We start from the raw sequence: 26,998 nt of genomic DNA, 5'->3' as shown, positions 1-26,998 counted from the left end.
GAGACCGTGGTGAACAAGTTATTCCCCTCCGCCGCCGAGGCGCTCAAAGGCGTCGTCGCCGATGGCCAGCTCATGGCTGTCGGGGGCTTCGGGCTGTGCGGCATTCCAGAAGCCCTGATCGACGCGTTGCGCGATTCGGGGGTGAAGAACCTCACCGTGATTTCCAACAACGCGGGCGTGGACGGCTTCGGCCTGGGCAAGCTGCTCGAAACCCGCCAGATCAAGAAAATGATCTCGTCCTACGTGGGCGAAAACAAGGAGTTCGAGCGCCAGTACCTGGCGGGCGAGCTGGAGCTGGAGTTCACGCCCCAGGGCACGCTGGCCGAGAAGCTGCGTGCGGGCGGCGCGGGCATTCCGGCCTTCTTCACCAAGACCGGCGTGGGCACTATCGTGGCCGAGGGCAAGGAGCTGCGCGAATTTGACGGCGAAACCTATGTGATGGAGCGCTCCCTGGTGCCCGAGGTCTCCCTGGTCAAGGCCGACGTGGCCGACACGTCGGGCAACCTGCGCTTCAACCTCACGGCCCGCAACTTCAACCCGGCTGCGGCCACGGCGGGCAAGATCTGCATCGTCGAGGTGGAAAAGATCGTGGAAGTGGGCGAGCTGGCCCCGGACGACATCCACCTGCCCGGCATCTACGTGCACCGCATCGTGCTCAATGCCACGCCCGAAAAGCGCATCGAAAAACGAACGATCACCGAGACCAAGACCGAGAAAGCAGGAGCCTGACCATGCCGTGGACCCAAGACCAGATGGCCGCCCGCGCGGCCCAAGAACTCGAAGACGGCTTCTACGTGAACCTGGGGATCGGCATCCCCACGCTGGTGGCCAACTTCACCGGCGACAAGGAAGTGTGGCTGCAGTCTGAAAACGGCATGCTGGGCATCGGCCCCTTCCCGACGGACGACAAGGTGGACCCGGACCTGATCAACGCCGGCAAGCAGACGGTGACCACCATCAAGGGCTCGTCCATCTTCGGCAGCGACCAGTCGTTTGCCATGATCCGCGGCGGCAAGATCAATCTGTCCATCCTGGGCGCCATGCAGGTCAGCGAAAAGGGCGACCTCGCCAACTGGATGATTCCCGGCAAGATGGTCAAGGGCATGGGCGGCGCCATGGACCTGGTAGCCGGCGTCAAGCGCGTGATCGTGCTGATGGAGCACGTGGCCCGCAAGAAGGATGGCACCGAAGACCTGAAGATACTGCCCCAATGCACGCTGCCCCTGACCGGCGTGGGCGTGGTGGACCGCATCATCACCGACCTGGCCGTGCTGGACGTGACGCCCCAGGGCCTCAAGGTGGTGGAACTGGCGCCGGGAGTGACTTTCGAGACCCTGCAGGCCAAGACCGGCGTGACGTTGATCCCGTAACGCGCCAGCGCGTGCGAGGCGCGCCGGCGGACCGGTTCGTCCGGCCGCATAAAAGCAAAGGAGCAAAAAAGGCCGGGGCCCTATGGGGCCCCGGCCTTTTGCATTCTGCGGGGTCATGGCCCTCCCGCGCTGGCAGGGAAGGCCGCAGCCATTACAGGCTGAATTCGCCCGAAGGGATCTTGCCGGTGCGCAGGGCTTCGGCAGCCTGGGCGCGCACGGCAGCGCGGTCGGCCGTGCTCTTGTAGGTCACCACGCGGGAGCCTGCGGGTTCCTGGCTGCGGGTGGCAGCCACCGTGGCGGCTTCGGAAGCCACTTCAGCGCGGGTGCGGTTGGTCTGGAACTGCGTGGCGAATTGCGAAGCGTCGGCTTCGTCGGCCTGGGCACCGAAGGAAGCGAAAGCGGCCACGGCAGCGATGGAGAGGATACGTGCGGTCTTGTTCATGATGGATTCCTAGTTAAGCGTCTCAGAAAAGCCGGTGCAAGAACCATTCTTGAACCGGGTTCGGTGAGTCGCCTTGCGGGTTCGGCTCATCGATGGGATGAACTGTACGCCGAGGGGGTCCAGGGAAAAACCATCCAGTCGCAAACTAACTGTTCCAGTATTGGAAACAATGGGCCGACCCGGGCCGAAGGCACGGCGGCCGCAGCCGCGACGCTGGGGGCCCAAGTGCCCCGTGCTCCCGGTCCGCCATTCCCCCATTCGTGCAAAAGACTGGTTATATTTACAGTAATTTCATTGACGATGTCCCACGTTCCTTGCGATCCTTGCCATGCCTGCCTTGCGCCATTCCTTGCGGGTTGCTGCAGCCGACCTGCCTTCCGCCGTCCCTGGGGTCTGGCCCGCGGACGCGCTGTGCAGGGCGGAACTGGGGGTGCAGCCCACGGGGTTTGAGGGCCTGGACGCACAGCTGCCCGGCGGCGGCTGGCCGGTGGGGGCGTTGAGCGAGGTCCTGCAGCCCCTGGCCGGCTTGCACGAGTGGCAGCTGGTGCTGCCGGCGCTGGCGGGCGCCGCAGCCCGCCGGGCCGGTGCGGCGGTGGTGGTGGCGCCGCCGTGCGAGCCCTTTGGGCCGGCGCTGCAGGCGCAGGGCCTGCCGGCCGGGCGCTGGTGCGTGGTGCGTGCCGACGGCGCCGCCGCGCTGTGGGCGGCGGAGCAGGCCCTGCGGTGCCGGGATGTGATGGCCGTGATGGCCTGGCTGCCCCAGGTGCAGCCGGCCGCCCTGCGCCGGTTGCAACTGGCCGCGGCGCAGCAGCAGCAACTGCTGTGGGTGTTCCGGCCGGCCGGGGTGGCACCCCAGTCCTCGCCCGCCATGCTGCGCATGCAGGTGGAAGGCACGACCCTGGCGGGCGGGGCATCGGCGGCTCCGGGGCTGCGGGTGCGCATCCTCAAGCGCCGCGGCCCGCCCTTGGCGCAGGCGCTGGACCTGCCGGGCTGCCCGGCGCGCTTGGCCCAGGCCCTGGCGGCTCAGGCCGCACGCCGCCGCGCGGCGCAGGCGGGGGTGGGGGCAGGCCTGGCCACGGCCGCCGCACCAGGGGCAGCGCCGGGCGCGGCGGGCCGCGGCCGGGGCCTGGGGGCCGCCATCGCCACCCCCGCCGGGTTGTCCGAAGGAGCTGCGTATGCACTGGATCGCATTGCCCTTGCCGTGGTTCGCTGAGGCGCCTGCGGCCGCGCCCGCCGGCGCAGCGCCGGAGGCTGCGGGGTGGTGGGCTCTGCGCTTTACCCCGCGCGTGGCGCTGGTGGACGGCGAAGCCCTGGTGCTGGAGGTTTCCACCACCGAGCGGCTCTGGGGTGGGCGCGCCGCCTTGCGGGCCCAGTTGCTGCAGGCCTGGGGGGATGCCGCCGCTGCAGGGGCCGGCGCCGGGGCGCAACCAGCGGGAGGCCGGGCGCCTGCCTGCAGCGAATCGCCCTGCTGGGGCGAGGGCGCCACCGCGCTGGCGGCCCAGGCCCGGCTGCGGCTGGCCCAGGCCGGCCGGCCCGTGCCGGCGCAAGGCCCCGCCAGCCTGCCCTTGCACACGCTGACAGCGCTGCGTCCCCACGTGGCCAGCCTGGAGCGCCTGGGCTGCCGCACCTGGGGGGCGCTGCGTGCCTTGCCGCGGGCCGGGGTGTCGCGGCGTTATGGCGCGCAGGTGCTGCGCACGCTGGACCAGGCCCTGGGCGACGCCCCCGAAGCCCATGCCTGGCTGGAGCTGCCCGAGCAGTTTGCGCTGACGGGGGAGCTGCCCGCGCTGGCCGAGTCGGCCGAGGCGCTGCTGTGGGGGGCTTCGCGGGGGCTGACCGCCCTGCAGGGCTGGCTGCAGGCGCGCCAGCAGGGCGCCCTGGGGCTGGAGCTGGCCTGGCGCCACGACCTGCGGCGCCTGGACGGCGTGGCGATTGCGCCCACGCAGGCGCTGCAGGTGCGCACGGCCCAGGCCACGCAGGACATGGCGCACCTGCGGCGCCTGCTGGCAGAAAACCTGGCCCGCACCACGCTGGCCGCGCCGGCCTGCCAGATCACCCTGCGCCTGCTGGAGTCCGCGCCGCTGCCGCACCGCAGCGCGAGCTTGCTGCCGCCCACAGAGCCCGGTGGCACAGAAGGCGATGCCACCGGCGAAGCGCTGCACCAGCTGCTGGAGCGCCTTTCGGCCCGCCTGGGCGCGCAGCAGGTGCAGGCGCCGGTGCTGCAGGCCGACCACCGGCCCGAGTGCATGCAGCAGTGGCGGCCCGCCGCCGAGGTGCTGGGCCGCCGGGCCGGCCCAGGGCTTCCAGCCGGGGCGCACAGGCCCGATGCGGTGCTGTGGCCCACCTGGCTGCTGCGCACGCCCCGGCGCCTGGCCCTGCAAGGGCACCGTCCCTGCCACCATGGGCTGCTGCGCCTGCTGGCCGGGCCGCACCGGTTCGAGGCCGGGTGGTGGTCCTGCGCCGAGGCGCCGCCGCAGGACGGTGCCGCCAGCCCGGTGCCGGGCCTGGCGCTGCGCGATTATTTCGTGGCCCACAACGATGTGGCCGGGCTGGTGTGGGTGTTCCGCGAGCGGCTGCCGCCCCAGGCGGCCGAGGGGCCGGCTCCGCTGCGGCTGCCGCGGTGGTTCCTGCACGGCATCTTCGGGTGATGCGCATGGCTGCGGGTGCCCATGCCTTTGTCCCACCGCCCCAGGCCCAGCCGGGGCCCGCCGGCCTGCCGGGCTATGCGGAACTGCACTGCCTGTCGAACTTCAGCTTCCAGCGCGGCGCATCGCACCCTGCCGAACTGGTGGCGCGCGCGGCCGAGCTGGGCTACCAGGCACTGGCGCTGACCGACGAATGCTCTGTGGCCGGGGTCGTGCGCGCCCACGGGGCGGCCAGGAAGTGCGGCCTGCACCTCATCGTGGGCAGTGAATTCCTGTGGGGCGACCTGCGCCTGGTGGCCCTGGTGCGGGACGCCGAAGGCTGGGGCAACCTGTGCGAGTTCATCACCGCCGCCCGCGCCGCCGCGCCCAAGGGCGCGTACCGCGTGGACGCGGGCAGCCCCTGGCATTTGCTGCACGGCTGCGAGCTGCTGCTGGCCCCTTGCCGCGGACACTTTGATGCTTCTGATTTGATAGCTGTTCGCGCTTGCTTGGAGCGCGCTAGAGGCCATTTTGATGCAAATTTTGCGGGCCACCTCTGGCTGGCGGCCGAACTGCACCTGGGCCCGGACGACGGCCTGTGGCTGGCCACCTTGCAGCAGGCGGGCGCCGCGCTGGGCCTGCCCTTGGTGGCGGCGGGCGACGTGCACATGCACAGCCGCTTGCGCAAGCCGCTGCAGGACGTGGTCACCGCCGTGCGCCTGGGCTGCAGCGTGGCGGAATGCGGCTTTGCGCTGCAGCCCAATGCCGAGCACCACCTGCGCCGCCGTGTGCGGCTGGCGGGCATCTACCCGCCCGCGCTGCTGGCGGCCACGCTCACGGTGGCGGGGCGCTGCACCTTCAGCCTGGATGAAATCAAGTACCAGTACCCGCTGGAGACCGTGCCGCCCGGCATGACGCCCGCGCAGGCGCTGCAATGGCTGGTGGAGGCCGGCGTGCAGGGCGAGTACCCGCAAGGCGCGCCCGAGTCTGTGCTGGCGCAGATCCGCAAGGAGCTCGACCTGATCGCGCACTGCCGGTACGAGATGTACTTCCTCACCGTGCACGACATCGTGCGCTACGCGCGCAGCCAGGGCATCCTGTGCCAGGGCCGGGGCTCGGCGGCCAACTCCGTGGTCTGCTACATGCTGGGCATCACCGCCGTGCCGCCCGAGAACACCCACCTGCTGTTCGAGCGCTTCATCAGCAAGGAGCGCAGCGAGCCGCCCGACATCGACGTGGACTTCGAGCACGACCGGCGCGAGGAGGTCATCCAGTACATCTACGGCAAGTACGGCCGCGACCGCGCCGCCATCGCCGCCGTGGTGACCACCTACCGCACCCGCAGCGCCCTGCGCGACGTGGGCAAGGCGCTGGGCGTGGCGCCCGCGCTGGTGGATGCCTTTGCCAAGGACCACCACTGGTTCGACACCGAGATCGCCACCGACCGCTTGCAGGAGCTGGCCCATGCCGTGGACGCGCCGCTGCACCGGCACACGGCCCGGCTGTGGCTGGAGACGGCCAGCGACCTCATCGGGTTCCCGCGCCACCTCAGCCAGCACGTGGGGGGCTTTGTGCTCACGCAGGGCAAGCTCACGCGGATGGTGCCGGTGGAGCCGGCCAGCATGGACGACCGCTCCGTCATCCAGTGGGACAAGGACGACCTGGACGACATGGGCCTGCTCAAGGTCGACGTGCTGGCCCTGGGCATGCTCAGCGCGCTGCGCCGCTGCCTGAACCTGCGCGCCGCCCTGCGCGGCGAGCGCTGGGGCCTGAAGGACATTCCGCGCGAAGACCCCGCCACCTACGACATGATCTGCGCTGCCGACACCGTGGGCGTGTTCCAGATCGAAAGCCGCGCGCAGATGAGCATGCTGCCGCGCCTGCAGCCGCGCGAGTTCTACGACCTGGTGGTGGAGGTGGCCATCGTGCGGCCCGGGCCCATCCAGGGCGGCATGGTGCACCCGTACTTGAAAGCGCGGGCGCGCCGGCGCCAATTGCAGCAAGAAGGGCATCAGGGGCCTTTTCCGCTGGAACACCCCCGGTTGCGCGATGCGCTGGAGCGCACGCTGGGCGTGCCCATCTTCCAGGAGCAGGTGATGCAGATCGCCATGGTGGCCGCCGGCTTTTCTGCCGGCATGGCCGACGACCTGCGCCGCTCCATGGCCGCGTGGAAGCGCAAGGGCGGGGTGCACCGGTTTGAAGAGCCCCTCAAGCAGGGCATGAAAGACAAGGGCTACCCGGCCGAGTTCGCCGACCGCATCTTCCAGCAGATGCTGGGCTTCGGCGAATACGGTTTTCCGGAAAGCCATGCCTACAGCTTTGCTCTGCTGGCCTATGCCAGCAGCTGGCTCAAGTGCCACGAACCCGCCGCCTTCCTGGCCGCGCTGCTCAACTCGCTGCCCATGGGCTTCTACACCGCCTCGCAGCTGGTGCAGGATGCGCGCCGCCACGGCGTGCGCGTGCTGCCCATCGACGTCACAGTGAGCGACATCGACTGCACGCTGGAGGGCGCGCTGCAGCCGCTGCGCCCGCACAAGGGCCTGCCGGTGCCGCCGCTGCCCCAGCCCGCCGTGCGCCTGGGCCTGCGCCTGGTGGCCAGCCTGCATGCGGACGCGGCCGAGCGCCTGGTGCAGGCGCGCAGCGCCGGGCCGGCCTTCACCAGCACCGAAGACCTGGCCCTGCGCGCGCGGCTTGCCCAGCAGGACCTGCAGGCCCTGGCCGCCGCCGATGCGCTGGCCAGCCTGGCGGGCCACCGCCGCCAGCAGATGTGGGAGGCCGCCGCCCAGCACGCCGCGCCGGCCCTGCTGCACGACGTGCCCGTGCACGAGGCCCCGCTGGCACTGCCCGCCGCGCCCGAGGGCGAGGAGATCCTGTTCGACTACGCCGCCACCGGCCTCACGCTGCGCCGCCACCCGCTGGCGCTGCTGCGCCCGCGCCTGGACCGCTGGCGGCTGCAATCCGCGCTGCAGCTGAACGCCGTGCCGCACGGCCGCAGGGTGCGCGCCTGCGGCATCGTCACCGTGCGCCAGCGCCCCGGCACGGCCAAGGGCACGATGTTCGTCACGCTGGAGGACGAGACCGGCCCCGTCAACGTGATCGTCTGGCCCTCGATGGTGGAGCGCTGGCGCAATGCGCTGCTGCGCTCGCAGCTGCTGGCGGTGGAGGGGCTGTGGCAGTGCAGCGTGCCTGAAGATTCCGAAGCCGCCGACCTTGCGCCGGGCGGCCTGCCCGCAGCGCCTTCGCAGGCGGCGGCGCCGATGGTGGTGCGCCACCTGGTGGCCCAGCGCTTCAAGGACCTGACCCCGCTGCTGGGCCGCATGGCCCAGGCGCTGCAGGGCAGCCGGGATTTCCATTGATGCGCCAAGCCGTTTCCACCCGTTCGGGCGGAGCCTGCCAAAGCCAGCGCGCCTGGTTGGCGAGCAGCCCTTTTGGCAGGCTCAGGGCGAACGGTCGCCCGGAGGCAACCGGTGCATTGGGGCCGCCCCTGGTTCAGACCCGGTTGAGACCATTTTGGCTGATTAGTTACTTGTCTCAGATACCACTCCATCCGTTCGGGCTGAGCCCGTCGAAGCCAGGGCTTGCAGCGCGCGTGCAAGGCTTCGACAGGCTCAGCCCGAACGGGTGGGGAAGAGAAAGCGTCTGAGGTAGGTCGCTAATCAGCCATTTTGGGCTCTGGCGCTTGTGGAGCAAGCGCAGGAAGCTATCAAAAACATAGTGGAAACGCAGGGCGCCCCCCGGCAGGCGCCGGATCAGCGCCCCATCAGCGCGCAGGCGCCGCCTTGCTCGCCGCCTGCCGTGCGGGCTGCGACGCCGTGCCTGCCGCGCCCTGGGCGCCGGGTTTCACGGGCTGCTTGCCCAGGTCCAGCAGCGGCTTGCAGTGCGTGTCGTCGTCGGCCGCAGGCACGGTGATGGGCACCAGCGCCAGGGCGGCCGGCGCGGCCACGGCCGCCGCCACGGCAGCCCCCGCGCGCAGCAGCAGCGGGCCGGCTTCCACCCCCACCTTGGGGTCGCCAAACGTGCCTTTCACGTACAGCGGCGAGCGCAGCGAGAAGAACTTCCATTCCAGCGACTCGGGCTTGATGCGCAGGTTCATTTCCTCGGTGCCCAGGTCGATGGTGCCCGTGGCCTCCACGATGGCGTCGTCCGTGCTCATCTTCACCACGCGCGTGGTGGCCAGGCCGTCCACCACCGTGAAATCGGCCACCGCGCAGCGCAGGTGCACTTCCTGGCTCTCGCCAAACAGCTTGCCCACGATGATGCTGCCCACGTTCAGCGCGGCCAGGTCCAGCAGCTGCTTGCTCAGGGTGCCGTCCCGCACGTACAGCCGCATCTCGCCCGTGCCCTGGCCCAGCAGGCCTGCCACGCTGTTGCCCCGGCTCTCCAGCGCAATGGCACCATCCATGCGGCCGAAGCTCTTTTTCATCAGCTCCACCTTGGGGAACAGCGCCGACAGCCGCAGGCCTTGCACCGTGCCGTGGATCTGGGCCTTGAGCGGCGGGGCGCGCCCGTCAATGCGCACCTGCGACTCGATCTGGCCCTCCGCCACGCCGAAGGTGAGGGGCGCCAGCCGCAGCTGCGCGTTTTCCATCACGGCGTGCACGCTCAGGTTTTCCAGCGGCAGGCTTTCGGGGCGGATGATGTGGCGCCCCTTGAACACGATGTCCATGTCCATGGCGCTCCAGCGCTCGGCCGCAAAGCGGGAGTCCGGCAGCACCTTGCCGCCCGGGGCGCGGGCGCGGCGCGTGCCCTCGGGCTTGCGGGCGCCGATGGTCGGCCCCAGATCGACCAGGCGCAGCTGGTTGGACTCCATCGTGCCCGTCAGGCGCGGCCGGGGCCGGCCCGAGGTGTACTTGAGCGAGCCTTGCAGGTCGCTCTGGCCCACCTTGCCGTGAAAGCCGTTGTACTGCCACACCGCGCGCTCGGGTTCCAGGCTGCCGGTGAGCCGCCCGTCGGTGTCAAACGGGGGCGTGTCGGGCAGCACCAGCCCGGTCAGCTCGTACAGGTCGGCCATGCTGCCGCCCCGCAGCCGCACCTGAAAATCCAGCCCCGAGAGCGCTCCGGGGTTGGCCAGGATGCCCTCGGCCGACAGGGCCACGGTGCCCGCCCGGGCATCGATCTGCAACGGGTAGTTCACCACCTTGTTGCGCAGGCTGATGACCTGGCCGGCCCGGCCCGAGCCTTGCACCTGGGCCTTGGCATAGCGCCCGCGCACCTCAAAGCGCAGCCCATAGGGAACCGGGGTGGCGGCGGTGCGTGCGGCGCCCGGGCTGGCGGCCGCAGCCGGTGCGGAGGCGGAAGGGGCGGAGGAGGCCGCTGCGGAGGCGGGTGCAGCGGTTCTTGCGGCGCTCGCTGGCGGGGCCGCACGGGCCGCTGTGGCGGCCTGCCGCAGGCCGGGCGCCACGGGTTCCGTGGTGTCGATCCGCGCCTGCAGATCCAGGTCTCTCGCACCGTCCGCATACCCCAACACGCCCTGGGCGATCACCAGCCGGTCCACATCCAGGCTCCAGCCGCTTTGCAGGCCCTCGCGGCGCTGGAAGGTCCAGTTGTTGGTGCCATCGGCGGCGCGGGCCAGGGCCACCTGCGGGCCGGTCAGCGCCACCGTGTCGACCGACAGGTGCCGCGCCAGCAGCGGCCACAGGCGCACGCTGGCCGTGGCCCGGTCGACGCGCGCCAGGGTCGGCGCCTCGGGCAGATCCCACCCCTCTGCCGCGGGCTTTTGGGATGGGCTGAAAGGCCGGGCAAACGCGGGCGGATCGTCCAGCACCAGCCGGTCGGCCTGCACCGTCACCCCCGGAATCCAGCGCTGCCACCCTTCGTCCAGCGGCTGGGGCCATTGCCAGTGCACGGCCAGATCGCCCTCGATGGCAAAGTGCCGTCCCGTGGCCTCGCTCACCCGTTCGTTGACCCAGGGCTTGGCGCGGTTCCAGTCGATCAGCGCCACCGCCGCCGCAAGGCACAGCACCAGCAGGACCACGGCGCCCACCACCCAGCCCAGCCCGCGCAGAAGCCGTCCGCCCGTGCCGGAGAGGGCCGTGGCCCGGCGCTCGCCAGGAGGCGGTTGGTCGGCCGGGGAAGAGGAGGGCGCAGGGGCAGGCGTGGTGGCGGGCATGGGCAAAAAAGGAACCGGTGCGGCCCGCCCGCCCGCGAAAGGGCACAGAACGGAGGAGGGGGCGGAACGCTTTGCGGCCATGCTAGACGGGCGCGTGCCGTCCCGCACGCCCCGGCGTGCAACTGCCGCCGTTGTCCTACAGCGCGCCGTGGTGGGCTTTCCCCAACCGTGCCGACGTGCGAACCGGTCCGGGGCCGCGCGGACTCCCTAAAATCGCCGCCATGCACAACCCCCGCCATCCCCATGCTCCGCCAATGCGCGATGGGGTGGGGCCCAGCTGCGTGGTGCTGCCCAGCCAGGGCGCTGGCAGCCTGCTGGACTTTCTGGCGCAGCGGTTGCCCGCCGTACCGCGCGAGGACTGGGCGCGGCGCATGGAGGCCGGCGAGGTCATCGACGAACACGGCCAGCCCGTGCGGCCCGACCGTGCCTTCCAGCGCGGCCTGCGCGTGTACTACTACCGCAGCCTTCCGGCGGAGCCGCCGCTGCCGTTTGCCGAAACGGTGCTGTACCAGGACGAGCATCTGGTGGTGGCCGACAAGCCGCACTTCATGCCGGTCACCCCGTCGGGCCGCTACCTGCACCACACGCTGCTGGTGCGGCTCAAGCAGCGGCTGGGGCTGCCCGAGCTGTCGCCCCTGCACCGCATCGACCGGGACACGGCGGGGCTGGTGCTGCTGTCGGTGCAGCAGCGCACGCGCGGCACCTACCAGGGCTTGTTCCGCGACCGGCAGATCACCAAGCACTATGACGCCATCGCGCCCTGGCGGGCGGACCTGGCGTTTCCCCGCGACCACATCAGCCGGCTGGAGGAAAGCCCGCAGTTCTTTCGCATGCACGAAGTGCCCGGCGCCCCCAACACCCACACGCGCATGGAGGTGCTGGAGGTGTCCCCCGCGGGCGACTGGGCACGCTACCGCCTGACGCCGGTCTCGGGCAAGCGCCACCAGTTGCGGGTGCACATGGCCGCGCTGGGGCTGCCGCTGCGCAACGATCCGTTCTACCCGGTGGTCAACGACCCGCCCGAGGGCGACTATTCCCGTCCGCTGCAGCTGCTGGCGCGGTCCCTGGAGTTTGTGGACCCGCTCACGGGCGCCGCACGCTGCTTTGAAAGCGCGCAGCGGCTCGGGTGGTGACCGCGGCGCGCGCCGCGGTGCTCAAGCCAACTCAACTCAGCGGAAGGGAACAGGCCGCACCGGCGCCTTGGCGGGCGCACCCTTGTGCAAGCGGGAGAGGAAGAACTCGCCCAGGGCGCGCTGGGTGTCCGGGTGCAGGCGCCAGGCCGTCCAGCCCAGGCCCAGGCTGCGCAGGTACACCGTGACGTGGGCGTCCTCCAGCGGGTACTGGATGGCCAGCGTGGGTTTGTCCTGCGTCATCACCGGCACGCCGGCGCCTTCGCTGTCCTTGGGAGCGGGAGTGACTTCGGGCGTCATCTGCGAACGCAACGTGGCCAGTTCACGGATCAGGCTTTCCAGCTCGGTCGCCGAGAGGGTCTTGTTGATTGCCAGGGTGGCCTGCGTGCGGTCGTCGCTCAGTTGCATGGGGTGTTTCCTCTTCGCGGAGTTTTCAAAAAAGCCTCCATTGTGCGGCCTGGCCGCGCCCGGGTTGCGGCGGCGGGCGCCGGGACGTGGCTACAATATGGCTGCGCTGAAATTCCGGGCCGTCCGTGCCGGGGTTTCAACAGCCGGTTCGTACACCGCAGGCCCTGGCCGGGCAGTGTGCCCCAGGCGGGTGTAGTTCAATGGTAGAACGGCAGCTTCCCAAGCTTCATACGAGGGTTCGATTCCCTTCACCCGCTCCAGCATTTCCCGGTATCTCCCATCCTCTCCCCAGCCCACAGACGTGGGTTTTTTTGTTTCTGGCGTGAGCGGCGTTGTCGCAGAAGTCCCGGTCTGAATTGCAGACGGCGCTCGTGCCGCGCAACGAACCGGAAGGCCGGCAACGCAGTGCTGACGGCGCGCGGCGGCCGACCATCTGCCTGGGCAAGACAAGCAGTGGTGGCCCCCACCCACCGGCAAGCGCGGGCGTCTCTCCTCAATCAATGCTCCGAACCGGGCCCGCCGACAGGGGCCGTGGCATAACTACGCCTGTGGCTTGGGGGAACTCGGCCGCTGAATGATGTGTGCAACCAAGCCTCGACTGGGTAAAACAATGGCCAAAAAAACACCTGAGCAGAAAGCGGCAGAGCAGCGGCGCTACACCGCTGCCTGTGGAGCCGCAAATGCCGCCGAGCTCGAGCCATTTTTGACAGATCCGAACCAGGCCATCCGGGCCACTGCTGCGATGAATCCGGATGCAGACGCGGGGATACTGGACCGCTTTGCGAATGACAGATTCTGGGGTGTGCGTGTGGAGGTGATCCGCAATGCCAATGTCGGCAAGCACACCCTTCTCAGATTGCTGGAAGCTGATGTTCGAAAGCGAGGCGTGGTACACCACGAGGCGCGCGCAAAGCTGGAACAGCTGGGTGTTGCCTTTGGAGAAGATGGGATGCCATCCCGGGCTTAGGCAGGGTGCAGGCCTGACTGGGTCAAGAAACATAGCCGTGCCAGATATGAAACGCTTTGGACTTGGGAAGCCAGGTTTCTAGCAGGAGAAGGCGTCGCAGAGGCTTGTGCAGCGTTGCCCTCACTGCTTGCACGCTTGCCTCCGGCGGATTCTTTCCCTTCCCCCGCTCTTTCGTTGGGCTCCTCACGGGCTCTTCACGTGTTGGCTGCCTGGTGGCTTGCGGCGTAAGCGTTCTCCAAGACGGGGCATTGGCCGACGCGGCGTGGGCGCCGTCCTTGCCACCATGCCTGCACGGCGCCCGCGGCAGGGCGCCTTTCAGGCAGAAGGAAGGAATGGCGTCGCAGGACCACAACAACACCCCCAGGAAACCACCGGCCCGCAAGGCCGTATCCGACCCGGAGGCCCGCGCACAGCGGGAGCTGGGGATCGTGGGACCGCATGGCGAGCTGCAGCTCGCATCCGTCACCGTCGACGGCTACAGCCTGGAGCTGCGCGAGGGCGACGGCTTTGTGGGCGACGTGGCCAGCCGCACGGCGTTTCGCCACATGCTGCAGGCGTGGCGCGCGCTGTTCACGTCCATGGTGGGCAAGGACCCGCTCGGCCAGCGGCCCACGCGGCGGCTGAGCAAGCACCAGCTGGATGCGCTGCTGCGCAAGAAGGGGCCGGCCGCGCAGGCCATCCAGGCGGCCGTGGAGGACTACGCGCTGCAGCTGGTCCACGTGGTGCAGCGCTTTCTGCGGCACCGCAGCTGGCGGGGGGTGGAGCGCATCATCATCGGCGGCGGCTTCCACCAGAGCGAGGTCGGCCGCCGCGCGGTGGAGCGTGCGCGCCAGATCCTGCGGGACGGGGGCGTAGGCGCCGAATTGCGCACGCTGCACCACCATTCCGATGAAGGCGGGCTGATCGGCTGGGTGCACCTGGCCCCGGCCGCGCTGCTGCACAGCTACGACGCCATCCTGGCCGTGGACATCGGCGGCACCAACGTGCGCTGCGGCGTGGTGCAAACCCACCTGCACCGCGCCCCCGACCTGTCGCTGGCCGAGGTGGTGCGCCGCGAAAAATGGGCCCATGCCGACGACAAGCCGCGGCGCGACGAGCTGCTGGAGGGCATCGCCGCCATGCTGGAACGCCTGATGGCCCATGCCAGGAAAAAGAAGATCCGCCTGGCGCCCTACATCGGCGTGGCCTGCCCCGGCCTAGTGGTGGAGGACGGCTCGCTCGCGGGCGGCACGCAGAACCTGCCCGGCAACTGGGAAAGCACCCGCTTCCATCTGCCGCGCTACCTGTGCGGGCGGCTGCCGCACATCGGCCAGGGACGCACGCAGGTGTGCCTGCACAACGATGCGGTGGTGCAGGGCCTGTCCGAGCTGCCCTTCACGCAGGACGTGCGGCGCTGGGCCGTGCTGACCGTGGGGACGGGCCTGGGCAATGCCAGCTACACCAATGTCGCGCCGCAGAAAAATTGAATGATTTTGGCCTCCAGCGCTTGACTGGCAAGCGCTGGCAGCTATCAATAGTGAAGCAAGCGCGGGGCGCGCTGCTTCACTTCAGCACGTCGCCCACGCACAGGTACTTGATCTCGACGTAGTCGTCCATGCCGTAGTGCGAGCCCTCGCGGCCCAGGCCGGACTGCTTGACGCCGCCAAACGGCACGTGCTCGGTGGCCAGGATGCCCACGTTGATGCCGACCATGCCGTACTCCAGCGCCTCGCCCACGCGGAAGATGCGGCCCACGTCGCGGCTGTAGAAGTAGCTGGCCAGGCCGAACTCGGTGGCGTTGGCGGCGTCAATGGCTTCCTGCTCGGTCTTGAACTTGAACACCGGCGCGAAGGGGCCGAAGGTTTCCTCGCGTGCGCACAGCATGTCGGCCGTGGCGCCGGCCACCACCGTGGGCTCGAAGAACTGGCCCGAGCCCAGGCTGCTCAGGCGCTGGCCGCCGGCCACCACCTGCCCGCCCTTGGCCAGGGCGTCCTGAACATGGCGCTGCACCTTTTCCAGCGCGGCTTCCTCGATCAGCGGGCCCTGGCTCACGCCGTCCTCAAAGCCGTTGCCCACCTTGGCCGTCTTGACCTTGGCGGCGAACTTGGCGACGAACTCGTCGTACACGCCTTCCTGCACGTAGAAGCGGTTGGTGCACACGCAGGTCTGGCCGGCGTTGCGGTATTTGCTGGCAAAGGCGCCTTCCACGGCGCTGTCCACATCGGCGTCGTCGAACACGATGAAGGGCGCATTGCCGCCCAGCTCCAGCGACATCTTCTTGACCGTGGGGGCGGACTGCGCCATCAGGATGCGGCCCACTTCGGTGGAGCCGGTGAAGCTGATGTGGCGCACCACGTCGCTGGCGCACAGCACCTTGCCGATGGCGATGGAATTGCCGCTGTCGGCCGGCAGGATGTTGAACACGCCGGCAGGGATGCCCGCGCGCAGGGCCAGCTCGGCCGCGGCCAGGGCGGTGAGCGGCGTGAGTTCGGCCGGCTTGATGACCACGGGGCAGCCCGCGGCCAGGGCCGGGGCCACCTTGCGGGTGATCATGGCCAGCGGGAAGTTCCACGGCGTGATGGCCGCGCACACGCCGATGGGCTGCTTGAGCACCAAGAGGCGGCGGTTGTTGTCGAACTGCGGCAGGGTCTCGCCGTTGACGCGCTTGGCTTCTTCGGCAAACCACTCCACAAAGCTGGCGCCGTAGGCCACTTCGCCCTTGGCCTCGGGCAGGGGCTTGCCTTGCTCGGCCGTCATGATGCGGCCCAGGTCGTCCTGGTTCGCCATCAGCAGGTCGTACCACTTGCGCAGCAGGTTGCTACGCTCCTTGGCGGTCTTGGCCTTCCAGGCGGGCCAGGCGGCGTTGGCGGCAGCGATGGCCGCTTCGGCGTCCTGCGGGCCCAGGTTGGCCACGTCGGCCAGCTTCTTGCCCGTGGCGGGGTCGTTCACGTCAAAGCGGCCGGCGCCGGCCACCCACTGGCCGTTGATGAGGCCGTCGGTCTTGAGCAGGGTGGGGTCGTTCAGCTGGGCGAGGGGAGAGGTCTTCATGTCCATGGGATGCTTCCGGGTGAAGAAAAAATGGGGAAGGGGTTGAGGGAAAGGCTAGCACGCGCTGCCGCCGCACTTGTCACCAGTGTGGCACTGGCGGCGTGGTTTCAGGCCGGTTGCCAGGCATGCGCTGCGGTTGCCCGCCGCGCATGCCACTGGCGCGGCCCGGGCGGGGACCGCCGCGAGGCGGCTCAGCGGGGCCGTCATGCCCGCCGGCCGCGCAGCCACTCCAGCGCCAGCAGCAGGCTGGTGGTGAACAGGATCAGCAGCGTGGCCACGGCCGCGATGGTGGGCGAGATGTTCTCGCGGATGCCGGTGAACATCTGCCGCGGCAGGGTGGACTGGTCGGCGCCCGCCAGGAACAGCGTGACCACCACTTCATCGAACGAAGTGGCAAAGGCAAACAGCGCGCCCGAGATGACGCCCGGCGCGATCACCGGCAGCGTGATGCGGAAGAACGTGGAAAGCGGTGTCTCGCCCAGGCTCAGGGAGGCACGCACCAGGTTGTGGTTGAAGCCCGCCAGCGTTGCCAGCACGGTGGTCAGCACAAAGGGGGCGCCCAGCGCCGCGTGCACGATGATGAGGCCGAAGTAGCTGTCCGCCAGGCCCAGCGGCGCGAAGTAGAGGTAGGTGGCCACGCCCACCACGATGATGGGCACGACCATCGGGGCGATCAGGATGGTCATGACAGCGCCCTTGAAGCGGAAGTCCGCCCGCGACAGCCCCACGGCGGCCAGCGTGCCCAGCGCGGTGGCGATCACGGTGGCCGCGGGCGCCACGATGAAGCTGTTGCGCGTGGCGCGGGCCCATTCGGGCGAATCGAACAGGTGCTGGTACCACTTGAGCGACCAGCTGTGGATGGGGTAGGCGAGGAAGGAGCTTTCCGAGAACGACAGCGGCACCATCACCAGGATGGGCGCCAGCAGGAACGCCAGCACGGCCACGCACAGCGCGCGCACGGCCCACCAGCCGAGCTTGTCGGGCAGGGTGGCGTAGAGGGGAAATTGGGGCAGGTAGCGGCGCATAGGTGGGGAAGAGGTCGTGGGTTGTGCGGACAAGGGGCCAAACCGAGGTTCTAAAACGCGCGGGGCGTGAGACGGGCGCATCCGAAACCAGTGCACCCGTGGAACCGGCTTGGCCGGGCCACCGGGTGCGTCCCCCCTTGGGGGGAAGGCGCGAAGCGGCTCAGGGGGGTCATCCAAGACTCAACTCGGCCTTGCCGATGCGGCGGTACACGCCGTAGAGCACCAGCGTGGCGGCCAGCAGCAGCGCGCCCAGCGCGCAGGCCATGCCCCAGTTGACCTCCACGTTGGTGTAGCGCGCGATGTAGTAGCTCAGCATCTGGTCGTCGGCACCGCCCAGCAGCGCGGGCGTCACGTAGTAGCCGATGGCCAGGATGAACACCAAGAGCGCGCCGGCGCCGATGCCGGGATAGGTCTGCGGCACATACACGCGGAAGAATGCCGCGATGGGCGAACTGCCCAGCGATACCGCGGCGCGCTGGTAGGTGGGCGGCACGCTCTTCATCACGCTGTACAGCGGCAGGATCATGAAGGGCAGCAGGATGTGCACCATGGCGATCACCACGCCGGTGCGGTTGAACAGCAGCGCCAGCGGTTCGCTGATCACCCCCAGGCCCATCAGGCCGCGGTTGACCAGGCCTTCGGACTGCAGAAGAACGATCCATGCGGCCACGCGCACCAGGATGGAGGTCCAGAACGGCACCAGCACCAGGATCATCAGCACATTGGCCTGGCGCGCGGGCAGGCTGGCCAGCCACCAGGCCAGCGGGTAGCCCAGCAGCAGGCACACCAGCGTGACCACCAGGCTGATGTGGAACGTGCGCAGCAGAATGCCGCCAAAGGCGCGCTGCTCCTCGGGCATGCGCTCGACGTGGCCCAGCGCGTCGCGCTGCAGGTCCACCGAGGCAAGCAGGTAGTCGGGCGTCCAGCGGGCGCCGTTCTTGGCGATGGCCTGCCACAGGGGGGGCTCGGCCCAGCGCGCGTCCTTTTCCAGCAGCTGCGCGCGGATCGAATCCGGCGTGCCTTCCATCGGCAGCGCGCGGTACGCGCCCATGATGAGCGAGCGCGCGCCCGGCACCTCGGTGTTGAGCCGGCGTGCCAGCGCGCCCGCGTCGGAGCTGTCGGGCAGGCGGGCCAGGTCCTGCACCAGGGCCGCGTAGGCCGCGGCGCCTGGGGCGTCCTTGCGGTTCCAGCCGTCCAGGGCGTGCACGGTGGCGGGCAGGGCGTTGGCGACTTCGGGGTTTTCCACGGCGCGCTGCAGCAGCGCGACGATAGGCACCAGCAGCGTGAGCAGCAGGAACACCAGCAGCGGCAAGGTCAGCGCAAACGCGCGCCATTTGCGGCGGGATTCAGCGCGCGCCAGGGCGGCGCGCAGCGCGCCGGGCGTGCTGCCGTCGGTGGCGATGGCGTGGGGATGGGCCAAGGTGGCTTGCATGGAGGTGTCCTGCTCTCAGCGTTTCACAAGGGGCTCAGGTGCCGTGGCCTTACTGGGTGGCCCAGGCGGCAAAGCGCTTTTCCAGCGCCTCGCCCTGGTCGGCCCAGAAGCCCACGCTGAACTGCAGGGCTTCCTTGGCGTTGGCGGCCGAGGTGGGCAGGTCGTCCAGCACCTTCTTGTCCAGCGATGCCAGGGCCTTGCTGTTGGCCGGGCCGTAGGCAATGTTCTGTGCGTAGGCCGACTGCTGCTGGGGCTGCATCGTGAAGGCGATGAACTTCACGGCAGCGTCCTTGTTGGGCGTGCCCTTGGGGATGGCCCAGTAGTCCAGGTCGTAGATGCCGCCGGGCCAGTAGATCTTGAGGTTGCGGCCTTCGCGGTTGGCGGCGTCGATGCGGCCGTTGAACACCGTGGTCAGCGCCACGTCGCCCGCCACCAGGAACTGGGGCGCCTGGGCACCGGCTTCCCACCACTGGATGTTGGGCTTGAGTTCGGTGAGCTTCTTGAACGCGCGGTCGGCGCCGTCCTTGGTGGCCAGCACCTTGTACACGTCGGCGGGCTTCACGCCGTCGGCCAGCAGAGCGAATTCAAGGTTGTAGCGCGCGCCCTTGCGCATGCCGCGCTTGCCGGGGATCTTCTTGGTGTCCCAGAAGTCGGCCCAGCTGGTGGGCGGGGTCTTGAGCTTGTCGCCGTTGTAGGCCATGACGGTGGACCACACGAAGATGCCCACGGCGCATTCGTTCACGGCGGCGGGCAGCAGGTCGGCCTTGGGCACGATCTTGCTGTAGTCCAGCTTCTCGTACAGGCCTTCATCGCAGCCGCGGGCAGCGTCGGGCGATTCGACTTCCACCACGTCCCAGGTGACCTTCTTGGTCTCGACCATGGCCTTCACCTTGGCCTGCTCGCCGTTGTATTCCACGGCCACGATCTTGTTGCCCTGCTTTTCGTAGGGCTCGTAGAACGCCTTTTTCTGCGCGTTGGCATTGGCGCCGCCAAAGTTCACGACGGTGAGTTGCTGCTGCGCGAAGCTGGGCAGGGCCAGGCAGGCAGCCAGGGATGCGCAGGCGATAAGGCTCTTTTTCATGGTTTTTCCTTGGGTTGTGGTGGAACGGAACGGGAACACGGGCAAGAGGGAACGGGCAAAAAAGGCAAACAAGTGCGGGGCAAGGCGGCGGCTTCCGGGCAGGAAAGGGCGCCGCCCGGCGCTAGGCGGCGTAGATGCGGGTGGTGGCCGGCGGAAACTCCAGCAGCACCTGGTCGCCCGGCTGCGGATGGCTGCAGGGGGTCCCGGCGGGGGACAGCGGCAGCTTCACCGTGGCCTGTTCCTGGCCGTGGCCCAGGTCGCACATCAGGCGCTGGTGGTCGCCGTAGTAGATGGTGCGTGCCACGGTGGCCGGGATGGCGTTGGGCCGCGGGTAGTCGGACGACGGGTGCAGCACGATGCGCTCGGGGCGCACGCAGGCTTGCACGCGCGCGCCCAGCGCGGCCTGGTTCACGTTCACGCCAGGCAGCAGGAAGCCGCCGGGCAGCTGGATGGCCGCGTCGCTGCCTGCGCCTTGCAGCGTGCCGGTGAGCACCGTGCTGTCGCCCACGAAGCCCGCCACAAAGCGGTTGCTCGGCGTTTCGTACAGGCTCTCCACATCGGCCAGCTGCTGGATCACGCCTTCGTTGAACACGGCCACGCGGTCGCTCATGGTCAGCGCTTCGCCCTGGTCGTGCGTCACGTAGACAAAGGTCACGCCCAGCTGGTGGTGCAGTTCCTTCAGCTCGATCTGCATGTGCTCGCGCAGCTGCTTGTCCAGCGCGCCCAGGGGCTCGTCCATCAGCACCAGCTGCGGGTTGAACACCAGCGCGCGCGCCAGGGCCACGCGCTGCTGCTGCCCGCCCGACAGGCGCGCAGGGAGGCGGTCGGCCATGCCGCCCAGGCGCACCATGTCCAGCGCCTTCTTCACGCGCTCGGCCTGCTCGGCCTTGGGCACCTTGCGCACCGTCAGCGGGTAGGCCACGTTCTCGCCCACGGTGAGGTGGGGGAACAGGGCGTAGTTCTGGAACACCATGCCGAAGTTGCGCTTGTGCGGCGGCGTGTGCGTGATCTGCTTGCCGTCCAGGAGGATGTCGCCCGCGGTGGGCGACTCGAACCCGGCCAGCATCATCAGCGTGGTGGTCTTGCCCGAGCCTGACGGGCCCAGCAGGCTGAGGAACTCGCCGCGCTTTATGTCCAGGTCCAGCGAGCGCACGACCAGCTGCTCGCCGTCATAGGTCTTTTGCACACCGCTGAAGCGCACCAGGGGTTCGGCTTGGGTCATGGTCGGTGGCATCTGGTAGGTGGAGTGGAGAGCCGGGCGCATGTCATTTCGCAGCCGCGGCCACGGCTTCAAAGCTGGCTGCCAGGATGGCCAGGCCCTCCTGCAGCAGGTCGTCGGACGCCGTGAGCGGCACCAGGATGCGGATCACGTTGCCGTAGGTGCCGCAGGACAGCAGGATGAGCCCGCGCCGTGCGGCCTCGGCCACCACCTTCTTGGTGAGCGCGGCATCGGGGCGGTGCACGTCGCCGTTCTCGAACAGCTCGAGGGCCACCATGGCGCCCAGGCCGCGCACGTCGCCGATGGCCGGTACTTTGGCCGCGATTTCTTTCAGGCCCCTGACCAGCAGGGCGCCCATGTCCTGGCTGCGGGCCAGGAGCTTTTCGCTCTCGAAGGCTTCGATCACGGCCAGGGCGGCGGCGCACGCCACCGGGCTGCCGGCGTAGGTGCCGCCCAGCCCGCCGGCGGCGGGCGCGTCGATCACGTCGGCGCGGCCCACCACGCCCGACAGGGGGAAGCCGCCCGCCAGCGACTTGGCCGTGGTGATGAGGTCCGGCGCCACGGGCCATTGCTCGCAGGCAAACCAGGTGCCGGTGCGGCCCGCGCCGGTCTGCACTTCGTCGGCGATCAGCAGGATGCCGTAGCGGTCGGCCAGGGCCTTCAGGCCGGTGATGAATTCGGGGGGCGCCACATAGAAGCCGCCTTCGCCCTGCACGGGCTCGACGATGAAGGCCGCCACGCGCTCGGGCTCGATGTCGTTCTTGAAGATCAGCTCGACCGAGTGCAGGGCCTGTTCCACGCTCACGCCGTGCAGCGCGTTGGGGAACAGCGCGTGGTACATCTCGCCGGGGAAGGGGCCGAAGCCGACCTTGTACGGCGCGACCTTGCCCGTGAGGCCCAGCGTGAGGTTGGTGCGGCCGTGGTAGCCGCCGGTGAAGGCGATCACGCCGGGGCGCTTGGTGTAGGCACGGGCGATCTTGATGGCGTTTTCCACCGCCTCGGCGCCGGTCGTCAGCAGCAGGCTTTTCTTGGCAAAGGCGCCGGGGGCCATCGTGTTCAGGCGCTCGCACACCTCCACGTAGGGCTCGTAGGCCACCACCTGGAAGCAGGTGTGGGTGTACAGGTCGAGCTGGGCCTTCACTGCGGCGATCACCGCGGGGTGCAGGTGGCCGGTGTTGAGCACCGCGATGCCGCCGGCGAAGTCGATGAAGCGGCGGCCTTCCACGTCCCACAGTTCGGCGTTGAGGGCTTTCTGGATGAACAGGTCATGGGCCTGGCCCACGCCGCGTGCCACGGCGGCATGGCGGCGGGCGAGGAGGGCGGCGTTGGTGAAGTGGCGGTCTTGCTGCATGGCGGTGGTTCGGGTGGTAGTGGACGGAAAGGAAGGAATGGAGCGAATTCTGGAAGTCGCGCCCAACACCGTCCATGTACAGCGCAGCGCTGTTTCGCGCGCACTGTGCAGGTCTAAAATCCTGTACAGGCAATCCCTGATTTGGTGTGCGCCAAGCCGGTGCACAATTCGGCCCCTTTTTCCCTTTCTTGATGCTCAACCTCAGCCCGGATCTCCAGACTCCGCTGGTCAGCCAGATCGTTGACGGGCTGCGAGGCCTCATCGCCGGGCAGGTGCTCAAGCCGGGCAGCAAGCTGCCCTCCATCCGCGCGTTTGCGGCCGCCCACGGGGTGAGCGTGTTCACCGTGGTCGAGGCCTACGACCGGCTGGTGGCGCAGGGCTGGCTGGTGTCGCGCGCCAACGCGGGCTTTTTCGTGAAGCGGCGGGGGGATGAAGGCGCGGCGCCCGGTCTTGGTGCGCCCGAACGTCCGGTGCCCCGTTTTGACGCACGCTGGTACCTCAAGCAAATTTTTGAAAACCGCAATCTGCCCATGAAGCCGGGTTGCGGCTGGCTGCCGCACGACTGGCTGTTTGGCGACGCGGTGAAGCGCAGCATGCGGCAGCTGTCGTCCGACGGCACCGAGCTGGACGGCTACGGCCTGCCCCACGGCCACATGGCGCTGCGCATGGTGGTGGCCGAGTCGCTGGCCGAGCACCACCTGGTGGTGGACGCGGACCAGGTGCTGCTCACCCAGGGCTCCAGCCAGGCGCTGGACCTGGTGGCGCGGCGGCTGGTCAAGCCGGGCGATGTGGTGCTGGTGGACGACCCGGGCTACCCCAACTTGCACTTCATGCTGCGCTTTGCCGGCGCGCATGTGGTGGGCGTGCCGCGCACCCCCACGGGCTACGACCTGCCCGCGCTGGAGGCGCTGCTGGCTGCGCACCATCCCAGCGTGTTCTTCACGCAGCCGCGGCTGCAGAGCCCCACCTGCTCGATGGCGTCCGTCGCGCACCTGCACCGCCTGCTGCAGCTGGCCGAGCAGCATGGGTTCCTGCTGGTCGAGAACGACATCTACTCCGACATGGACCCGGGCGTCCGCCCGTCGCTGGCCAGCCTGGACCAGTTGAACCGCGTGATCTACCTGGGCAGCTTTTCCAAGACCATCTCGCCCAACCTGCGCACGGGCTTTCTGGCGGCGCGGCGCGACCTGCTGGACGAGCTGGTGCAGCTGAAGATGATCTCGGGCCTGACCTCGTCCGAGATCACCGAGCGCATCACCTTCGGCGTGGTGACCGACGGCCGCTGGCGCAAGCACCTCAAGTCGCTGCGCGAGCGCCTGGCCGACGCGCACCGCACCGTGGGCCGCCGGCTGCTGGGCCTGGGCTTCGAGCTGTTCCACGAACCCGAGGCCGGCATGTACCTGTGGGCGCGGCACCCCGATTTGCCCGACAGCGCCGAGCTGTCCAAAGAGGCCACCGGCGCCGGCATCATGCTGGGCCCGGGCCAGCTCTTTCTGGTGGAGCCGCGGCCCACGGGCTGGCTGCGCTTCAACGTGTCGTTCAGCCAGGACGAGCGGCTGTGGCGCTTTCTGGAGCAGCGCATTCTGCTGGGGCAGCAGGTCGTGGACTGAGCGCCTGGCTGCCTGCCTGGCGGCGGTTTTGTGCGCTGGTTTGGAGTTTTTTTGGCCTCCAGCGCTTGCTGGGTAAGCGCTGGAAGCTATCAAATATATAGCGACCTGACTCAGCCCGGTGTGCTTTCAGCGGTCGATGATGCGCCGCGCAAACCGCTCCAGGTATTCCATCAGCTGTTCGGCCCCGGCCACCGCCTGCGCCTCGTCGCCCGTGGCGATGCCCTGGGCCAGGTGCATGTGGGCGCGCGCGCCTTCCGAGACCTCGCCTTCATGCTGGTAGGCGTACCAGAAGCGCCGGCACTGCACGATGAGCGGCTGCACGCATTTCACGGCCGAGTGGTTCTGGCAGGCCTGGTGCACGACCACGTCGAGCTCGTGGTCGGCCTGCATGTAGTCGTCCAGGTGGCTGCGCGCCGCGGCCTCCACCATCTTCTCGGCGCAGCGCACGATGGCCTGGCGCTGCGGGGCCGTGGCGCGGCGCGCTGCGCACGAGGCGATCAGGCGCTCCAGCACGCGGCGCGTCTGGATCACGTCCAGGTGATCGGCCAGGTCGATGTGCGACACCAGCAGCCCGCGCCGCGGCTGCTGCGCAATCAGCCCGATGGACACCATGCGCAGCAGCGCCTCGCGCACCGGCGTGCGGCCCAGGCCCGTGCTGTCCACGATCTCGGCCTCCACCACCGGCGAGCCGGGCTGCAGCTGCAGGGTGGAGATCATGGCCTCGATGGCGTCGTAGGCCACGTCGGCCGCGCGGCGTTTGGGGGCTTGTTCTCGCTTCGGGGAGGCGCTGCGGGTGGTCATGGGGCTCGTTGTGGGCAGGTGGGGCGGGTTGCGGGCCGCATCTTACTGAGTGGCCAGGCTGGCGCCTACCTTGCGCAGTTCGGCAATCTGCGGAGCCTTGGGCAGCCACAGCTTGTCGAACTCCTGCACCAGCCCTTCGGGGTTGAAGGAAGCCGCCGTCTTGAACGCGATGGACGTGCCCTTGAACTTCTCGATCAGCCCGGCCTCGGTGGTCACGATGTCGTTGATCTGCGCATCGAGCGACTGGACCACCAGCTTGCGGATGATGTCCTTGTCCTTGGCATCCAGCCCTTGCCAGACGCGGCCCGAGACCAGGGGCGCAAACGGCATGAACAGCGCATTCATCTGCAGCAGCGTCTTGGCCACCTTGTCGAAGCGCTGATTCCACGAAAACTCGATGTCCGCCTCCAGCCCGTCGACCTGGCCGTTGCTCATGGCGTCGAACACCTGGGGCGTGGGGATGGGCGTGGGCGCGGCGCCCAGCATCTGGTAGAAGTCGCGGTACACCGGCGTGGGGTTGATGCGCAGCTTCATGCCCTTGATATCGGTGGGAACGTTGATGTCCTTGGTGGAGAACACGGCCCGCATGCCGGTGATGCCCCAGCCCAGGCCGATGGTGCCGGTCTCGCGCGGCAGGGCCTCCAGCAGTTTCAGGGCGGACGGGTGGCGGACCAGCTTGGCGACGGCGGGGGTCGAGCGCACGAGGTACGGTGCGTTGATGGCGGCAATGCTGGACACACGCGAGCCCAGCTCGGCCGCCTGGATCCAGCCCATGTCGAGCGCGCCGGACTGCAGCTGCTGCATCATGACCGCCTCGTTGCCCAGCTGGCCCGAATGGAACACGGCCACGCTCAGGCGGCCGTTGGTTTCCTTTTTCAGCGCCTCGCCAAACTGCAGCGCGGCGCGGTTCCACGAATGGCCGGCCGGGGTGATCAGGCCCAGGCGGAATTCCTTGGCATCTGCGGCCCTGAGCAGCGCGGGCGCGCCCAGCCCCGCCACGGCGGCGGCCGCTGCGGCATGGCGCTGGATGAAATGACGGCGGGTGACGGGGGAAACGGGAGGGGCGGGCTGCTTCGTCATGATGAACTCCGTGGTGAGAAACGTTGGGAGAAGGGTGGGCCGCAGGCTTGCTACTTGAGCAGGCCGAGCGACAGGCTGGGGAACAGCGACAGCATCACCAGCGCCACGCAGCTGATGATGAAAAACGGCAGGGTGACGATGAACATCTTTCCCGGCTTGGCCCCGGTGACGGCCGAGGCGACGAAGAAGCTCAGGCCCACGGGCGGCGACATCAGCCCGAGCACCAGGTTGATGACCACCACCACGCCGAAGTGGCGCGGGTCGATGTGGTACACGTCGGTGGCGATGGGCAGCAGGATGGGAACGGTCATGATGAGCCCGGGAATGCCGTCGATGACGGTGCCGATCACCAGCAGGATCACGTTGGCCAGCAGCAAGAAGGTGACCGGGTCGTGCGCTACCGTCTGCACCCAGGCCGCCACCATCTGCGGCACCTTGCCGTAGATCAGCAGCCACGAGAACACGGCCGCCGCAGCCACCAGGAACAGCACCACGGCCGAGTAGACGGCCGAGCGCAGCAGGATGCGCGGCAGGGCGCTGAAGTGGAACTCCCTGGTGACATAGCGGCCCACCAGGACGGAAGCCACGGCGCCCACGGCCGCCGACTCGGTGGGGTTGGCCAGCCCGCCCAGGATCGATCCCACGATGACGATGGGGATTAGCAGCGTGGGGCTGGCCTGCACCACCGTGCGCAGGCGCTCACGCCAGGGGCGTTTGGCGCTGCGCGGGTAGTCGTAGACCAAGCCCATGAGCGCGATGACGCAGAAGAACAGCAGCGTGAGCAGTACGCCCGGCAGGATGCCGGCGATCAGCATGTCTCCCACGGCCACCTGCGCCAGCACGCTGAACACCACGAACATGACCGAGGGCGGGATGATGGGCCCCAGCATGCCGCCGTAGACCGTGAGGCCGGCGGCAAAGGTCTTGTCGTAGCCCTGCTTTTCCATCTCGGGCACCATGACCTGCGACATGATGGCCACCTGCGCGGTGGCCGATCCGATGATGGACGACACCAGCATGTTGGCCAGGATGTTCACGTAGGCGAGCCCACCCTTGACCGAGCCGACAAAGGCCATTGCCAGGTCCACCAGCCGGCGCGTGATGCCCCCGCTGTTCATCAGCTCGCCGATCAGGATGAACAGCGGGATCGCGATGAGCCCATAGCTGTCCACGCCGCCGAACATCTGCAGCGGAAACGACTGGAACAACACCGGGCTGTCGATGCTGAAGATGTACACGATGCCCGAGAGGCACAGGCACACGCCGATGGGTACCCCCACCATGAGCACCGCAAGAAAGAAGAGGGTCGTGAGCATGCGGGTCTCCAG

Annotated in this window: 21 protein-coding genes and 1 tRNA gene; 10 read left to right on the top strand and 12 right to left on the bottom strand. The window is 69.0% G+C overall.

The features are described 5' to 3' along the window. Nucleotides 1-9 precede the first annotated feature (9 nt). Together ACOYR3_RS13860 and ACOYR3_RS13855 are read left to right on the top strand one after the other, a co-directional pair. On the top strand, nt 10-729 hold the full coding sequence (locus tag ACOYR3_RS13860; RefSeq protein ID WP_422842949.1) for a CoA transferase subunit A: 720 nt from the start codon (nt 10-12) through the stop codon (nt 727-729). A gap of 2 nt (nt 730-731) precedes the next feature. Next, nucleotides 732-1,370: a 3-oxoacid CoA-transferase subunit B gene (locus tag ACOYR3_RS13855; protein ID WP_291487130.1), complete on the top strand. Its 639-nt coding sequence runs from the start codon at nt 732-734 to the stop codon at nt 1,368-1,370. Nucleotides 1,371-1,521: 151 nt separating this feature from the next. On the opposite strand, the gene ACOYR3_RS13850 is transcribed toward ACOYR3_RS13855, so the two are convergent. Beyond that, the gene (locus ACOYR3_RS13850) at nt 1,522-1,812 is read right to left on the bottom strand and encodes a DUF4148 domain-containing protein (protein WP_422842948.1); all 291 of its coding nucleotides are present in this window, start codon (nt 1,810-1,812) and stop codon (nt 1,522-1,524) included. A gap of 328 nt (nt 1,813-2,140) precedes the next feature. Between ACOYR3_RS13850 and imuA the strand changes: the two genes are divergently transcribed. From imuA to ACOYR3_RS13835, 3 genes are read left to right on the top strand one after another with little or no spacing between them, the layout of a single operon-like run. After that, nucleotides 2,141-3,022 carry a translesion DNA synthesis-associated protein ImuA gene (gene imuA / locus ACOYR3_RS13845; RefSeq protein WP_422842947.1) on the top strand — a complete coding sequence of 294 codons (882 nt, stop codon included), beginning with the start codon at nt 2,141-2,143 and terminating at the stop codon, nt 3,020-3,022. Continuing rightward, the gene (locus tag ACOYR3_RS13840; protein WP_422842946.1) at nt 2,985-4,454 is read left to right on the top strand and encodes a Y-family DNA polymerase; all 1,470 of its coding nucleotides are present in this window, start codon (nt 2,985-2,987) and stop codon (nt 4,452-4,454) included. The genes imuA and ACOYR3_RS13840 overlap by 38 nt, the downstream gene beginning before the upstream one ends. Before the next feature lie 5 nt (nt 4,455-4,459). Beyond that, nucleotides 4,460-7,786 carry an error-prone DNA polymerase gene (locus ACOYR3_RS13835; RefSeq protein WP_422842945.1) on the top strand — a complete coding sequence of 1,109 codons (3,327 nt, stop codon included), beginning with the start codon at nt 4,460-4,462 and terminating at the stop codon, nt 7,784-7,786. Nucleotides 7,787-8,190: 404 nt separating this feature from the next. On the opposite strand, the gene ACOYR3_RS13830 is transcribed toward ACOYR3_RS13835, so the two are convergent. Next, nucleotides 8,191-10,539, bottom strand: coding sequence for an AsmA family protein (locus ACOYR3_RS13830; RefSeq protein ID WP_422842944.1), 2,349 nt, complete (start codon nt 10,537-10,539; stop codon nt 8,191-8,193). 221 nt (nt 10,540-10,760) lie between these two features. Between ACOYR3_RS13830 and ACOYR3_RS13825 the strand changes: the two genes are divergently transcribed. Continuing rightward, the gene (locus tag ACOYR3_RS13825) at nt 10,761-11,672 is read left to right on the top strand and encodes a pseudouridine synthase (RefSeq protein ID WP_422842943.1); all 912 of its coding nucleotides are present in this window, start codon (nt 10,761-10,763) and stop codon (nt 11,670-11,672) included. A 36-nt stretch (nt 11,673-11,708) separates the two neighbouring features. Here ACOYR3_RS13825 and ACOYR3_RS13820 read toward each other — a convergent pair whose 3' ends face one another. Then, nucleotides 11,709-12,077 carry a hypothetical protein gene (locus ACOYR3_RS13820; protein WP_422842942.1) on the bottom strand — a complete coding sequence of 123 codons (369 nt, stop codon included), beginning with the start codon at nt 12,075-12,077 and terminating at the stop codon, nt 11,709-11,711. A 186-nt stretch (nt 12,078-12,263) separates the two neighbouring features. Here ACOYR3_RS13820 and ACOYR3_RS13815 point away from each other — a divergent pair. The 3 genes from ACOYR3_RS13815 (at nt 12,264) to ACOYR3_RS13805 (ending at nt 14,510) form a co-directional block, all read left to right on the top strand. After that, nucleotides 12,264-12,337: transfer RNA gene (locus tag ACOYR3_RS13815), tRNA-Gly, on the top strand. Nucleotides 12,338-12,687: 350 nt separating this feature from the next. Next, entirely contained in the window at nt 12,688-13,044 is a 357-nt protein-coding gene (locus ACOYR3_RS13810) for a hypothetical protein (protein WP_422842941.1), read from the top strand. Nucleotides 13,045-13,376: 332 nt separating this feature from the next. After that, nucleotides 13,377-14,510, top strand: coding sequence for an ROK family protein (locus tag ACOYR3_RS13805; RefSeq protein WP_422842940.1), 1,134 nt, complete (start codon nt 13,377-13,379; stop codon nt 14,508-14,510). A gap of 76 nt (nt 14,511-14,586) precedes the next feature. Here the strand turns inward: ACOYR3_RS13805 and ACOYR3_RS13800 are convergent, their stop codons facing one another. The 6 genes from ACOYR3_RS13800 to gabT all read right to left on the bottom strand — a co-directional run bounded on the left by ACOYR3_RS13800 (nt 14,587) and on the right by gabT (nt 22,179). Then, nucleotides 14,587-16,077 (bottom strand): NAD-dependent succinate-semialdehyde dehydrogenase, encoded by a 1,491-nt coding sequence (locus ACOYR3_RS13800; RefSeq protein ID WP_422842939.1) that lies wholly within the window; start codon nt 16,075-16,077, stop codon nt 14,587-14,589. A 197-nt stretch (nt 16,078-16,274) separates the two neighbouring features. Beyond that, the gene (locus ACOYR3_RS13795) at nt 16,275-17,096 is read right to left on the bottom strand and encodes an ABC transporter permease (RefSeq protein WP_422842938.1); all 822 of its coding nucleotides are present in this window, start codon (nt 17,094-17,096) and stop codon (nt 16,275-16,277) included. 169 nt (nt 17,097-17,265) lie between these two features. Continuing rightward, nucleotides 17,266-18,528 (bottom strand): ABC transporter permease, encoded by a 1,263-nt coding sequence (locus tag ACOYR3_RS13790; RefSeq protein ID WP_422842937.1) that lies wholly within the window; start codon nt 18,526-18,528, stop codon nt 17,266-17,268. 49 nt (nt 18,529-18,577) lie between these two features. After that, nucleotides 18,578-19,609 (bottom strand): ABC transporter substrate-binding protein, encoded by a 1,032-nt coding sequence (locus ACOYR3_RS13785; protein ID WP_422842936.1) that lies wholly within the window; start codon nt 19,607-19,609, stop codon nt 18,578-18,580. Nucleotides 19,610-19,730: 121 nt separating this feature from the next. Continuing rightward, nucleotides 19,731-20,831: an ABC transporter ATP-binding protein gene (locus tag ACOYR3_RS13780; protein ID WP_422842935.1), complete on the bottom strand. Its 1,101-nt coding sequence runs from the start codon at nt 20,829-20,831 to the stop codon at nt 19,731-19,733. Between the two features lie 43 nt (nt 20,832-20,874). Then, the gene (gabT, locus tag ACOYR3_RS13775) at nt 20,875-22,179 is read right to left on the bottom strand and encodes a 4-aminobutyrate--2-oxoglutarate transaminase (protein ID WP_422842934.1); all 1,305 of its coding nucleotides are present in this window, start codon (nt 22,177-22,179) and stop codon (nt 20,875-20,877) included. Nucleotides 22,180-22,370: 191 nt separating this feature from the next. Between gabT and ACOYR3_RS13770 the strand changes: the two genes are divergently transcribed. Next, nucleotides 22,371-23,789 carry a PLP-dependent aminotransferase family protein gene (locus ACOYR3_RS13770; protein WP_422842933.1) on the top strand — a complete coding sequence of 473 codons (1,419 nt, stop codon included), beginning with the start codon at nt 22,371-22,373 and terminating at the stop codon, nt 23,787-23,789. A 126-nt stretch (nt 23,790-23,915) separates the two neighbouring features. Here ACOYR3_RS13770 and ACOYR3_RS13765 read toward each other — a convergent pair whose 3' ends face one another. The 3 genes from ACOYR3_RS13765 to ACOYR3_RS13755 are packed head-to-tail and all read right to left on the bottom strand — an operon-like array spanning nt 23,916 to nt 26,986. Then, nucleotides 23,916-24,590, bottom strand: a complete 675-nt coding sequence (locus ACOYR3_RS13765; RefSeq protein WP_422842932.1) for a GntR family transcriptional regulator — start codon at nt 24,588-24,590, stop codon at nt 23,916-23,918. A gap of 42 nt (nt 24,591-24,632) precedes the next feature. Beyond that, complete coding sequence (locus ACOYR3_RS13760; RefSeq protein WP_422842931.1) at nt 24,633-25,670, bottom strand: TRAP transporter substrate-binding protein; 1,038 nt, start codon at nt 25,668-25,670, stop codon at nt 24,633-24,635. Between the two features lie 50 nt (nt 25,671-25,720). After that, the gene (locus ACOYR3_RS13755) at nt 25,721-26,986 is read right to left on the bottom strand and encodes a TRAP transporter large permease (RefSeq protein ID WP_422842930.1); all 1,266 of its coding nucleotides are present in this window, start codon (nt 26,984-26,986) and stop codon (nt 25,721-25,723) included. Between the last annotated feature and the right edge of the window lie 12 nt (nt 26,987-26,998).

The sequence above is a fragment of the Acidovorax sp. M2(2025) genome, from assembly GCF_049330835.1.
Taxonomy (GTDB): domain Bacteria; phylum Pseudomonadota; class Gammaproteobacteria; order Burkholderiales; family Burkholderiaceae_C; genus Acidovorax.
Note: the sequence above shows the minus strand (reverse complement) of the source record. Positions and strands in the feature narration are given on the sequence as shown.